The organism is Dactylosporangium sp. NPDC049742 (genome assembly GCF_040674675.1).
GTDB lineage: Bacteria > Actinomycetota > Actinomycetes > Mycobacteriales > Micromonosporaceae > Dactylosporangium > Dactylosporangium maewongense.
The window spans coordinates 225,833-237,322 of sequence record NZ_JBFANF010000012.1 but is presented as its reverse complement, the minus strand read 5'-3'; the positions used below and the strand labels follow the sequence as shown (position 1 = coordinate 237,322).

The window sequence follows — 11,490 nt, the reverse complement described above, 5'->3', positions numbered from 1 at the left end:
CCGCGGACCCCCGCCCCGAGGTCACCCCCCCCCGCCCCCCGTCCGGCGTTACACCCTACCACGCGCGGCCCGGTCCCCGGCCCGGGCGGCGCTTCTTTCGGTTCCGGCCGGTGCACGCCACCTGACTAGGGGTGCAGGAGCAGCTCGGCGAACTCCTGGACGCGGTCGCGCGTGATGCCGTCGCGCTGCTCGACGGCCAGGGGGTGGTCGGTCGCCTCGAGCTCGACCCGCGGGCGGCTGCCGACCGGCTGGGTGTGCACGTGGGTCTTCAGGCTCAGCGTCGTCGGCTCGTACACGGGGATCTCGGTGGACAGCCAGCCGAAGTACGGCGGCTCCTGCTCCCGGCCCGGCGTCGTCCACAGCTCCAGCGACCGCTCGAAGTTGGCCCTGCTGAGTGACACCCAGACGCCCCAGTCGAAGTCGGTGTCGGCGTCGAGCACGGGGATGACGATGCGGGCCCGGACGAAGAAGTGCTCGGCCTGGATGATGCACAGCTCGTCCTCGAGCGTGCTGCTCTCGTCGCCGGCGTAGTCGTCGCTCCACACCTGCGGGGCGATCGCCCCGTAGGAGAACGGCATCCCGCCGTGGCGCTGGCCGCAGCCCCGGCACACGAACCCCTGCTCACTCATCGCGCGACCCTACAGCGCCGGGCGCTAATGTTCGCGCCATGGCCGACTTGCAGGCGGCGTTGGCGGATGTACTGGCGAGCATCGACGACATCACCGTCAGGCTCCGGCCGGGTGTCGTCCAGGAACTCGCGGCCAGTGGGGACCTCAGCCTCGTGCCGCCGGTGCAGGCGGCGCTGGAGCGGTGCCTGGACGACGAGGACTACGAAGGGGTCGAGCTTCTCGCCGAGATCCTGGCCGGCCTTCGCGGCACGCGGGCGTTTCCGCTGCTGCTGCGGGCGGTCGCCCGGCCGGTCCCGCACGAGTGGGAGGGGCTGAAGGCGACCCTCGCAGGGCTCATGGAGGCCGACCCGGCGGGGTGCCGTCCGACGGCGCTGGCGTTCACCGCCGAGCGGCACCGCGAGCTGCGGTGTGCGGGCCTGTGGGCGCTGGAGCACCTGGTCACGCTCGACGACTTCGAGCTGCTCGACGCCGCGATGCACGACGAGGACTGGCGGGTGCGGGGGACGGCCAGCGGCGCGCTGTCCGAGCTGTACGGCGACGAGCGCGTGCTGCCGGCGCTCGTCCGCATGCTGCAGGACCCGGAGCTGAGGCTGCGCAGCTCGACGCTGCTGATCCTCGGGTACTACGGCGACCTCGCGGCGCTGGACAGCATGGTCGCGCTCCGGCACGACCCGTCGGTGCTGGTCCGCGAGGTGCTGAGCCTTGCCGTCGCGCAGCTGGTCGTGCCCACCTGGCGGTCACCGCGCCAGCGGCCCGGACCGCCCGCGACCCCCGCTCAGGTGGAGACGGCGAGGGCGGCCCTGCGCGAGCTGCTCCACGACGAGAACCAGAGCGTGCGCGGCTGCGCGAACCTCAAACTGGGCACGATGACCCACCTATGAGAGCGAGGCTCGCACGTGGCGGCGGGCGTCGTGGATGCGGGACTTGATGGTGCCGACCGGAATGTCGAGGTGGGCGGCGATCTCCTCGTACGACAGCTGACACAGATCACGGAGCACCAGCGGGCCGACCAGCTCGGACCGGTGCGCCTCCAGCTGCTCGAGGGCGTCCAGCAGATCCAGGCGGGACCCGGCGATGACGCTCGTCGTGCGGGGGTCGGCGGTGTCGAGGGGGAGCTGCGGGGTCGACTGCTCGCTCGCCCGGCGCTTCAGGCTGCGGTACGTCTGCCGGGCGCAGTTCGCGGTCACCACGTACAGCCACGTGGAGAAGCGGGAACGGGCGTCGAACGTGGTGATCTTCATCGCCACCTGGAGCAGCGCGTCCTGGCACGCCTCCTCGGCGTCCTGGCGGCAGGGCAGGATGCGCTGGCACTGGCGCATGACCTGCGGGGCGATGCCGGCCAGCAGCGCGTCACGCGCGGCCGTGTCGCCGGTCGCGGCGCGCGCCGCGAGCTGTTCGATGTCGGTCAACGAAGTCCCCTCATGACTGATAATTGCGGCGTGCCAGTGCCTGACAATATCGGTCGATACCGCGTGCTGCGGCGCATCGGATCCGGTGCGTTCGCCACCGTGTGGCTCGGGGCCGACGACGCGCTTGACGCATCCGTGGCGATCAAGGTGCTGGCGGACAACTGGACGTACCACTCGGACCTGCGGGCGCGGTTCGAGGAGGAGGGGCGGATCATGCGGCGGGCCGACTCGCCGCTGCTGGTCAGGGTGCTCGACGTCGGCGAGCTGCCGGACGGCCGCCCGTATCTCGTGATGCCGTTCGCGGCCGGTGGGACCCTCGCCGACCGGCTCGCCGGCGGGCCGCTGCCGGTCGAGGAGGCGCTGCTGGTCGCGGCGGACATCGCCGACGCCGTGGCGGAGCTGCACGCGGCCGGGGTGCTGCACCGCGACCTGAAGCCGTCCAACGTGCTGTTTCAGCCCGCGCCGGGCCGGGACCGGGTCCTGGTCGCGGACCTCGGCCTGGCCAAGGCCCTGGCCACCGCTTCCGGTTTCACGATCGCCGCCGGCACGCCCGGCTACGCGGCACCCGAGCAGGCCCGGCTCGGCGGCGGGCTGGACGTGCGGGCCGACGTCTACGGGGTCGGCGCGACCCTGTTCCACATGCTCACCGGCCGCCCACCCGCCGCGGGCGAGCGGATCGCCGGAAGAAGTCCGGTCAACGCCATCGTGCGCCGGGCACTGCACCCCGACCCGCGCAAGCGCTTCGCGTCGGCGGCCGAGCTCTCCGCCGAGCTGCGGTCGGCCGCCGACTCGATCGGGCGGGGCGCCCGCCGCCACAAGGTGTTGCGGACGGCGACGCTGGTTGCCGCGGCGGCAGCTGTACTGGCAGTCAGCGCGAACTCCGCCGCCGCGGGCGGGCCGCCGCCGGGCTGGGTGCGGGTGCGCGACGCCGGCGGCGTGCTGTCGATCGCGGTGCCGCCGGCCTGGGCGGGCCAGCTGCGCGACGCGGGCTGGGACCCGGCGGTGCTCGGGCTGCCCGGCGGCCACGCCCCTGGCCTCGTGGTGACGACCGACGTCGTCGCCTGGGCGGATCCGGCGAGCGCGCTGCCCGGCGTCTTCGCCGGCGCCTTCACGACCGGCGGCCCGGCGCCCACGCTGCCCGAGCACGCCGCCCCCTGCGTCGAACAGCCCGCCCGTACGGTGGCCGTCGCCGGCGGGCAGGCGCGGGTCCGGCGCTGGACGTCCTGCTCCGGACGCGTCTCCTACAGCGAAGTGCTGCTCTCCGTGCCCGGCTTCGGCGTGTACGTGCAGGTCAAGCAGGTGGGCGCCGCCGACCGTACCGGCGAGATCCTGGCCGGCCTGCGGCTGTCCGCCTACTCGTAGCAGTTCTGGTCCGCCAGCTGCAGGGTCACCATCTCCACCTTGTCGCCGAACGTCAAGACGCGGAACACGGCCTGGTCGTTGCCGGGGACCTTGGCGAAGTGGCGGCCCTGGGTGAGGTTGCCGTCGACCATGGTCCAGTTCGGATACAGGGCGCGCGCCTCGGTGGCGGGCATGCCGACCCGCATGCCTTCGGCCGTCGACAGTGTGGACCACGCCTGGATGGCGGCGATGCCGCGGCTGGCGGAGAGGAAGACCCTGCCCTCGCCCTCGGGCCGGCCCTTGATGAACGCCTGCGGGCAACCGGAGTCGTCGAACGGGGTCAGCAGCCCGGTGGCGACGGCCTGTTCCTTGGTCATGCCGAGCCGGAGCGCGCCGTACCCCTGCGGGCCCAGCACCAGGGTCGTGGTGGTGCTGGCCATCGTGGTGGCCGGGGCGGTGGGCGAGGCGCTGCCGGCGGCGGAAGTACCAGCCGGGGCGGTGGGCAAGACGCTGCCGGTGGCGGCGGAAGTGCCGGCCGGGGCGGCGTCGCCGCTCTTGCGCTCGGGCGACGAGGTGCACGCGGACAGCAGCAGGCGGCGGCGAGGAGGGCAGTGAAGGCCTTGGTGCGCATGGGGGACTCCTTGGCTGGCTGTTGGGTGGTCACCGGGTTTGATGCGCCCCTGGCGGGTTTGTTCGCCGCCGCGGTGTCATGCATCCGTCACGGGCCGGCGCCGGGTGGTTGATGCGCCGGCCGGACACGCGAAGGCCGGCGCGGGATCTCCCGCGCCGGACCTGTCTTCGTGCAGTGCACTGGTGCCGAGCCGCGAGCCGCGGCTGTGCGGTTACTCGTAGCAGTTCTGGTTCGCCAGCTGCAGGGTCACCGAGTCGACCTTGTTGTCGGACGTTCCGATCCGGAAGACGGCCTTCTCGTTGCCGGGCACCTTGGCGTAGTGCCGGCCCTCAGCGAAGGTGCCGTCGCCGACGGTCCAGTTCGGGTAGAGGCCGCGCGCGTCGGTGACGGACATGCCGGCCCGCAGCCCTTCGGCCGTCGACAGCGTGGGCCATCCCCAGATCGCGGAGATGCCGCGCTCGGGGGAGAGGAAGACCCTGCCCTGGCCTGCGGGCCGGCCCTTGATGAACGCCTGCGGGCAACCGGCGTCTTCGAACGGGGTCAGCAGCCCGGTGGCGACGGCCTGCTCCCGGGTCATGCCGAGCCGGAGCGCGCCGTACCCCTGCGGGCCCAGCACCAGCGTCGTGGTGGCGCTGGTCTTCGTGGCGGCCGGCGTCGATGGGGCGGCCGACGTGGCGGTGGGCGAGGCGGTAGCGGCCGACGTGGCGGGCGAGGCGGTGGTGGCGCCGGCCGGGGCGGCGTCGCCGCTCTTGCGCTCGGGCGACGACGTGCACGCGGACAGCAGCAGGGCGGCGGCGACGATCGCGGTGATGGCCTTGGTACGCATGATGGGCTCCCTAAACGGTTGGTGTTTCGGTGTCGCAGGGTTCGATGCGCCCCTTGGGGAGTTTGTTCGCCGCGGCCGAGTCAGCAATCCGTCAGGGTCCATGATCTTGTGTGCCGTCAAGCGCTCTGCTACGGCTTAGGCTTGGTTCCGTGATCCGCGTGGCCGTCGCCGCCGAGCATGCCGAGAGCCGCGCCCTGTTCGCGGCGCTGCCCGGCATCGAGGTGGTCGCCTCGGTCGCCACCGGCCGGGAGGCGGCCGAGGCCGTGGCCACCACCCGGCCGGACGTGCTCGTCATGGACCTGCGCCTGTCCGGCCTCGACGCCGTGGTCTCCCGCGCCGCCGTGCTGGTGCTGAGCATGTCCGAGGGCGCGGAGCAGGTCTTCGCCGCGATGCGGGCCGGCGCCCGTGGGTACCTTGTCAGAGGCGCCACCCAGGACGAGATCCGCCACGGGATCGCGACGGTCGCGGCCGGCCGCGCGTTCTTCGGCCCCGGCGTCGCCCGCCGGATGCTGGACCACTTCGCGACGGCCGAGTCGAGCGACCAGCTCGCGGCGGCCGAGTCGAACGACCACTTCGCGGCGGCCGGGTTGAGCGACCAGTTCGCGGCGGCGGCCGACTTGAGCGATCACGTCGCGGCGGCCGGGTCGAGCGATGGCGTCGCGGCGGCCCGGTTGAGCGCGAAGGAGCGGCAGGTGCTGGAGCTTGTCGCCGCCGGCCTGCCCGCCGCGACCGTCGCGACCCGCCTCGGCCTGGCCGCGGGCACCGTCGCCGGTTACATGTCGGCGATCGTTACGAAGCTGCACGGAAGTAGTGGCCGGCCGCCAGGTCCTCGAGCAGGCCGGGGTGGGTCGGCTGCCAGCCCAGCAGCTCCCGGGTGACGGCGCTGGACGCGGGGATGTCGGCGGCGAAGAACCGGCCGATCCAGCCGAGCTCCTCGGCGGCGGCGGGTGCGACCGGCAGTCCGAGGCCGTCGCCGATCGCCGTGGCGATGTCGCGGGCCGGCACGCCCTCCTCGTCGACCGCGTGCACGATGGCGCCGGCGGGTGCGGTGAGCGCCAGTCGTACCAGGGCCGCGGCGTCGAAACGGTGCACCGCCGGCCACCGGTTGGTGCCGTCGCCGACGTACGACGAGACTCCCCGCTCGCGCGCGATCCGCACCAGCTCGGCGACGAACCCGTGGTCGCCGGCGCCGTGGACGGTCGGGGCGAAGCGGAGCGAGACGCTGCGGACGCCGCGCTCAGCGAACTCGAACGCCAGCTGCTCGGCGCCGCCGCGCGGGGCGTCCGGGCCGCTGGAGGGGTTCTGGTCGTGCTCGGTGGCGACCCGGCCGGGCGTGATGAGCGCGACGCCGGACGCGAAGAGGAACGGCTGGCCCTCGGTCAGGGTCTCGCAGAGGGCGGTGATGGCGGCCCGCTCGGTCCGCCCGGCGCCGGCGTAGTCGGTGAAGTCGTGCTTGAACGCGAGGTGCACGACGGCGTCGGCGTTCGCGGCGCCGGCCCGGAGGCTGTCGAGGTCGTCGAGGCTGCCGTTGAGCACCTCGGCGCCTGTCTCTTTGAGGGTGGCCGCCTTGGCCGGGTCCCGGGCGAGGCCGATGACGTCGTGACCTGCGGCGATGAGCTCGGGGACGACGGCCGAGCCGATCCAGCCCGTGGCTCCGGTGACGAAGATGCGCATGATGGTGCCTTCCTGCTGACGATGTCAGTCGCTGACATCACCGACCATAGCGCGTGATGTCAGGAGCTGTCATCACTAGACTCGTGAGCTATGGCACGCTGGGAGCCGGACGCGCGGGGACGCCTCATGTTGGCGGCGCTCGCGCTGTACACCGAACGCGGCTACGAACAGACCACCGTCGCCGACATCGCCCAGCGCGCCGGCGTCACGGAGCGCACGTTCTTCCGCCACTTCGCCGACAAGCGCGAGGTCCTCTTCGACGGCTCCGGGATGTTGCAGGACACGGTGGTCGCCGCGATCGCCGCGTATAAGGAGGCCCCGCCGCTCGACGTCGTCGGTGCCGCCATGGAACGCGCGGCCGTTGCGATGCAGGACCGCCGCGACTTCGCCCGCCAGCGGGCCGCCATCATCGCCGCCACCCCCAGCCTGCACGAGCGTGAGCTGCTGAAACTCGCCACCCTCGGTACCGCGGCCGCCGCAGCGCTCCGAGACCGGGGCGTGCCGCCCGTTGCCGCCGCCCTCGCCGCCGAGCTCGGTGTGGCGGTCTTCAAGGTGGCGTTCGAGCAGTGGATCACCTGCCAGTTGGACTTCCCGGCGTGCATCCGCGCCACCCTCGACGAGCTCAGCGCACTGCACAGCCCATCGCCCGCGCCGCGACCGTGACGAACGCCCGCGCCAGCCGCACCAGGTCCTCGGTGGTCGCCACGATGTGAGGCTGAACGAACCATTTGGCGGCGCACCTAGGATGGGCCGGTGAATGAGCCTCAGCAGGGCTTCGCGATCGGCGTCGACCTCGGCACGTCCAACACGGTGGCCGTGGTGCGCTGGCCCGACGGCCGCACGCGGCCGCTGTTGGTCGACGGCGCGCCGATCATGCCGTCCGGGGTGTACGTCGACGAGCACGGCCGGCTGCACGTCGGCCGCGACGCGGCCCGGCTCGCGGGGCTCGACCCGTCGCGCTTCGAGCCCAACCCGAAGCGCCGCATCGACGAGCCGACCGTCCTGCTCGGCGACCGCGAGATCCCGACCGTCGACCTGCTCGCCGCCATCCTCGCCGCCGTCGCCCGCGCGGCCGTGGAGGCGGTCGGGTTCCTGCCCACCGCGGTCCTGACCTACCCGGCCGCGTGGGGCACCCTCCGCCGCGACACCCTCGCCACCGCCGCCCGGCGCGCGGGCTGGCCACCCGTCATGCTGGTCCCGGAGCCGGTGGCCGCCGCCCGCTATTTCGCCGATGTACTGCGCCGCCCCGTTCCTGTGGGCTCCGCCCTCGCCGTGTTCGACTTCGGCGGCGGCACGCTCGACATCGCCGTCGTCCGCAACGACAACGGCCGCTTCACCGTCATCGGCTCCGGCGGCGTCGAGGACCTCGGCGGCCTCGACATCGACGCCGCGCTGGTCGAGCACCTCGGCCAGGTCATCGCCGGGTTCGCCCCCGCGACCTGGGACGCGCTGCGCAACCCGATGACGACGACGCAGCGCCGGGACCGCCGGCTCTTCTGGGACGACATCCGCGGCGCGAAGGAGATGCTGTCCCGCTCCACCGTCGCGCCGATCACCGTGCCCGGCGCGGACCAGGCGATCCACCTCACGCGCGAGGAGCTGGACCGGGTCGTCGGGCCGCTGATCCACCGTGCTGTCTGGGAGACCGGATCGGTGATCGCGTCCGCGGGCCTGCGGGGCGACCAGCTTGCCGGCCTGTTCCTGGTCGGGGGATCGTCCCGGCTGCCGCTGGCGGCGAGGCAGTTGCATGCTCAGTTGGGGATTGCGCCGACTGTACTGGAGCAGCCGGAGCTTCCCGTCGCCGAAGGGGCGCTGGCCGAGGTGGCGCCCCCTGCACAGGTGGGCTTTGGCGGTGCCGAGGTGACCTCCGCGACCGGCTACGGCGCCAGCCCGACGGGTTTCACTGCCGGCTCTCCGGCGCATCCTTCGACTGGTGCCTTCAGCGGTTCGCCGGTTGCCCCGGTCTCGCCCGGGTTCGGGGCGCCGACGTCGGGTGGCGCGCCCACGTCCGGCTTGCCGATGTCGGCGGCGCAGGTCATCCCGCCCGGCCAGTACGGTGCCAGCGCTCCGCCGACCGGGTCGATCCCCGTCCCCCCGCCCGCTGCGCCGCAGCGTTCCCGCCGCGGCCTGCTCGTCGCCGGGATCGCCGCGGTCGTCGTGCTCGCCCTCGTGGCGGCCGGCGGCTGGTTCTGGTTCTTCCGCGACGGCAACACCGCCGTCGACTTCGCCACCCTGAAGGCCGAGAAGTCGTTCGAGATGGACGACCCCTCGAAGATCGACGCCACGCTGTCGGTCACGCTCAACGAGCGCGCCGTCATCGGCTGGCAGGTCGACAAGCAGTTCTTCGTCCAGGCCATCGACCTCGACGGCATGAAGGCCGCCTGGTCGAAGGTCACCCTCGACGGCAACTACAGCAAGTGGAGCCTCGCGGCGTACCAGGGCGGCATCGTCGTCACCGCCACCGGCTCGGACCCCGGCAAGATGTTCCTGCTGGACTGGAAGAGCGGCAAGAAGCTCTGGGACGCCCCGTTCAACTCCTACGACGAGCTCTATGGTCTCGGCCCGGTGCTGGCGATCCACCGGTACGAGGGGAAGAAACTCGAAACGGTCACCTGGGCCGGCAAGGACAGCTGGAGCCGGCCCGACAACGCCAAGGGCTCCGCCATCTACAGCCAGACCAGGAACACTGATCTCCGCGGCCCGAGCAACTTCTCAGGCGGGCCCGCCGTCCGCGACATGAAGGCCCGCGACGACCTCGTCAGCGTCGACGGCGACGACACGATCCGCCTCATCAAGGCCTCCGACGGTACCGAGATCCGCAGCTGGAACAACATCGGCGACTACGGCGCCAAGTACCTCGCCCACGAGGACAAGCTGTTCGTCGCGGGCGGCAGCACCAAGTACAAGGTCAGCGTCTACGACCTGACCGCTTCCGGTCAGCCGGCGCAGATCTACAGCTTCTCCAACGACAAGGTCCAGATCGTCGACATGGCGCCGTGCGCCGACGACCGGCTGTGCCTCATCGACGGCCCGTCCGGCGGCAAGGAGAACAAGGTCCGCGCCATCTCCGTCGCCGAGAAGAAGCAGGTCTGGGAGGCTCCCGCCCCTGGCTCGACGGTGCTCATCCCCGCCGGTCGCCAGGTGTTCGCCACCGACTGGGACAAGCCCGCCAGCGTGCTGCTCTCGCTCGACGGCAAGCAGCTGCTGCGCGACGAGGACAAGGCCTCCTACGGCGTCCGCGTGACGGCCGGCAGCCTGATGTTCTTCACCGGCACCCTGAGCGCTTCCTCCGCCTACGACGTCTCGCTCGTCGGCGTCACGTCGTCCTCCGGCGAGCGGATCGCCCTGGGTCCGCTGTCCTCGAAGGTGGCCGGCCTGAGCTGCTCGTGGAACGCCTCCGTGATCCTGTGCGCGTCGGAGGGCAAGTTCCAGGTGTGGCGGTTCGCCGCCTCCTAATGAAAGAGGCCGCCTCCGTGGAGGCGGCCTCTTTGTGGCTAGCTCAGATGCGCAGGCCCGTCGCGGCGTTGAACGCGTGGTGCGTGTTGACGTGCGGGCGGACGTACACGATCTCCGTCAGGCGCGGCGTGCGGCGCGGGTCGGCCCGGACGACGAAGCGCTCGTCCTGGCCGTCGAGCGCGACGGTGCCGTGCACGTACGCGTCCGAGCCCAGCTCCTCGACCAGGTCGACGGTGATCGGGATGCCACCGTCGTTGGGGCCGACCAGGTCCGTGTCCTCGGGCCGGAACCCGACCGTGACGCGGTTGCCGCCACCGTCGGCCTGCGCCGCGGAGATCTGCTGCGGGGTCAGCGGCAGCGTGACGTCGCCGAAGCGGCCGCCCTTCTCCGTCAGCGGCACCGTCTTGATGTTCATCGCCGGCGAGCCCATGAAGCCCGCGACGAAGACGTTGGCCGGGCGGTCGTACAGCGCACGCGGGCTGTCGACCTGCTGCAGCACGCCATCCAGCAGGACGGCGACCCGGTGACCCATGGTCATGGCCTCGACCTGGTCGTGCGTGACGTACACCGTGGTGATGCCGAGCTTCGCCTGCAGCGTGGCGATCTGCGAACGCGTCTGCACACGCAGCTTCGCGTCGAGGTTCGACAGCGGCTCATCCATGAGGAAGACCTGCGGCTCACGCACGATCGCGCGACCCATGGCGACACGCTGCCGCTGACCACCGGACAGCGCCTTCGGCTTACGGCCGAGGTAGTCCTCCAGCTGCAGCATCGCCGCGGCTTCCTTCACCCGCCGGTCGATCTCGTGCTTCGGCGTCTTGCGCAGCTTCAGCGCGAACGCCATGTTCTCGTACACCGTCATGTGCGGGTACAGCGCGTAGTTCTGGAACACCATCGCGATGTCACGAGCCTTGGGCGGCAGGTGCGTGACGTTGCGGTCGTTGATCAGGATGTCGCCCGCGTCCACGTCCTCCAGACCGGCGAGCATGCGCAGCGAGGTCGACTTCCCGCAGCCCGACGGGCCGACGAGGACGAGGAACTCCCCGTCACCGATCTCGAGGTTGAGCTGGTCGACCGCGGGACGCGGCGTCCCCGGGTAGATCCGGGACGCTTTCGCGTACGTGACCGTAGCCATGACAGAGTGCCACCTTCCACCGGCAGGAACGTGCCGGACGATCCGAGTAGAAGCCCCAGGCAGCGTCACTGCACACCCAGAGTTCCCGTAACACTAGGCGCCGTTCACCGCTCTGCCAAGGTCGCCAGCCCCTTTTGCCCACTTTGCTGCCAACCCGCCCGACCCGTATGTCGGAGGCGCCCCACCCAGCCCGCCCGGTAGGATCAGTCCCACCAGCCGACGTGGCGCAATTGGTAGCGCACCCGACTTGTAATCGGAAGGTTGCGGGTTCAAGTCCCGCCGTCGGCTCTCGTTCTACCCCTGCTGGTCTGCGGCTTCTCCGGCTGGATCGCGTTCGTCGCTGCCCCAGTTGCATGATCAGGTGCAGAATTGCCCGGAGTTGGCGTCCG

The 11,490-nt window shown here is 71.9% G+C and carries 12 protein-coding genes and 1 tRNA gene; 7 read left to right on the top strand and 6 right to left on the bottom strand.

The features are described from left to right. Positions 1-125: 125 nt before the first annotated feature. Positions 126-629: a DUF2199 domain-containing protein gene (locus tag AB0J72_RS18125; protein ID WP_363400037.1), complete on the bottom strand. Its 504-nt coding sequence runs from the start codon at positions 627-629 to the stop codon at positions 126-128. A 38-nt stretch (positions 630-667) separates the two neighbouring features. Between AB0J72_RS18125 and AB0J72_RS18120 the strand changes: the two genes are divergently transcribed. Next, the gene (locus AB0J72_RS18120) at positions 668-1,510 is read left to right on the top strand and encodes a HEAT repeat domain-containing protein (protein WP_363400035.1); all 843 of its coding nucleotides are present in this window, start codon (positions 668-670) and stop codon (positions 1,508-1,510) included. Here AB0J72_RS18120 and AB0J72_RS18115 read toward each other — a convergent pair. Beyond that, positions 1,505-2,038: an RNA polymerase sigma factor gene (locus AB0J72_RS18115; RefSeq protein ID WP_354889348.1), complete on the bottom strand. Its 534-nt coding sequence runs from the start codon at positions 2,036-2,038 to the stop codon at positions 1,505-1,507. The two genes, AB0J72_RS18120 and AB0J72_RS18115, sit on opposite strands and share 6 nt — an antisense overlap. Before the next feature lie 30 nt (positions 2,039-2,068). On the opposite strand from AB0J72_RS18115, the gene AB0J72_RS18110 reads away from it, so the two are divergent. Beyond that, positions 2,069-3,400 (top strand): serine/threonine-protein kinase, encoded by a 1,332-nt coding sequence (locus AB0J72_RS18110; RefSeq protein WP_363400033.1) that lies wholly within the window; start codon positions 2,069-2,071, stop codon positions 3,398-3,400. On the opposite strand, the gene AB0J72_RS18105 is transcribed toward AB0J72_RS18110, so the two are convergent. Beyond that, positions 3,391-3,819, bottom strand: a complete 429-nt coding sequence (locus AB0J72_RS18105) for a hypothetical protein (protein ID WP_363400031.1) — start codon at positions 3,817-3,819, stop codon at positions 3,391-3,393. The two genes, AB0J72_RS18110 and AB0J72_RS18105, sit on opposite strands and share 10 nt — an antisense overlap. Between AB0J72_RS18105 and AB0J72_RS18100 the strand changes: the two genes are divergently transcribed. Continuing rightward, entirely contained in the window at positions 3,809-3,994 is a 186-nt protein-coding gene (locus AB0J72_RS18100; RefSeq protein ID WP_363400029.1) for a hypothetical protein, read from the top strand. The genes AB0J72_RS18105 and AB0J72_RS18100 overlap by 11 nt on opposite strands. A 227-nt stretch (positions 3,995-4,221) precedes the next feature. Here the strand turns inward: AB0J72_RS18100 and AB0J72_RS18095 are convergent, their stop codons facing one another. Continuing rightward, positions 4,222-4,836, bottom strand: coding sequence for a hypothetical protein (locus tag AB0J72_RS18095; protein WP_363400027.1), 615 nt, complete (start codon positions 4,834-4,836; stop codon positions 4,222-4,224). Between the two features lie 149 nt (positions 4,837-4,985). Here AB0J72_RS18095 and AB0J72_RS18090 point away from each other — a divergent pair, with 149 nt between their 5' ends. Beyond that, entirely contained in the window at positions 4,986-5,714 is a 729-nt protein-coding gene (locus tag AB0J72_RS18090) for a response regulator transcription factor (RefSeq protein WP_363400025.1), read from the top strand. On the opposite strand, the gene AB0J72_RS18085 is transcribed toward AB0J72_RS18090, so the two are convergent. Continuing rightward, the gene (locus AB0J72_RS18085; protein WP_363400023.1) at positions 5,626-6,510 is read right to left on the bottom strand and encodes an SDR family oxidoreductase; all 885 of its coding nucleotides are present in this window, start codon (positions 6,508-6,510) and stop codon (positions 5,626-5,628) included. The two genes, AB0J72_RS18090 and AB0J72_RS18085, sit on opposite strands and share 89 nt — an antisense overlap. A gap of 90 nt (positions 6,511-6,600) precedes the next feature. Here AB0J72_RS18085 and AB0J72_RS18080 point away from each other — a divergent pair, with 90 nt between their 5' ends. Then, positions 6,601-7,173 (top strand): helix-turn-helix domain-containing protein, encoded by a 573-nt coding sequence (locus AB0J72_RS18080; RefSeq protein WP_363400021.1) that lies wholly within the window; start codon positions 6,601-6,603, stop codon positions 7,171-7,173. Between the two features lie 90 nt (positions 7,174-7,263). Then, positions 7,264-9,966, top strand: a complete 2,703-nt coding sequence (locus AB0J72_RS18075) for an Hsp70 family protein (RefSeq protein ID WP_363400019.1) — start codon at positions 7,264-7,266, stop codon at positions 9,964-9,966. Between the two features lie 43 nt (positions 9,967-10,009). On the opposite strand, the gene ugpC is transcribed toward AB0J72_RS18075, so the two are convergent. Then, complete coding sequence (ugpC, locus tag AB0J72_RS18070; protein ID WP_344509242.1) at positions 10,010-11,101, bottom strand: sn-glycerol-3-phosphate ABC transporter ATP-binding protein UgpC; 1,092 nt, start codon at positions 11,099-11,101, stop codon at positions 10,010-10,012. 215 nt (positions 11,102-11,316) lie between these two features. Between ugpC and AB0J72_RS18065 the strand changes: the two genes are divergently transcribed. Then, positions 11,317-11,389, top strand: a tRNA-Thr gene (locus tag AB0J72_RS18065). Positions 11,390-11,490: the final 101 nt, after the last annotated feature.

Coding starts and splice junctions, on each gene's coding strand:
- AB0J72_RS18125 (WP_363400037.1), bottom strand. CDS start 629: ATGAGTGAGCAGGGGTTCGTGTGCCGGGGCTGCGGCCAGCGCCACGGC.
- AB0J72_RS18120 (WP_363400035.1), top strand. CDS start 668: ATGGCCGACTTGCAGGCGGCGTTGGCGGATGTACTGGCGAGCATCGAC.
- AB0J72_RS18105 (WP_363400031.1), bottom strand. CDS start 3,819: ATGGCCAGCACCACCACGACCCTGGTGCTGGGCCCGCAGGGGTACGGC.
- AB0J72_RS18095 (WP_363400027.1), bottom strand. CDS start 4,836: ATGCGTACCAAGGCCATCACCGCGATCGTCGCCGCCGCCCTGCTGCTG.
- AB0J72_RS18085 (WP_363400023.1), bottom strand. CDS start 6,510: ATGCGCATCTTCGTCACCGGAGCCACGGGCTGGATCGGCTCGGCCGTC.
- AB0J72_RS18080 (WP_363400021.1), top strand. CDS start 6,601: ATGGCACGCTGGGAGCCGGACGCGCGGGGACGCCTCATGTTGGCGGCG.
- ugpC (WP_344509242.1), bottom strand. CDS start 11,101: ATGGCTACGGTCACGTACGCGAAAGCGTCCCGGATCTACCCGGGGACG.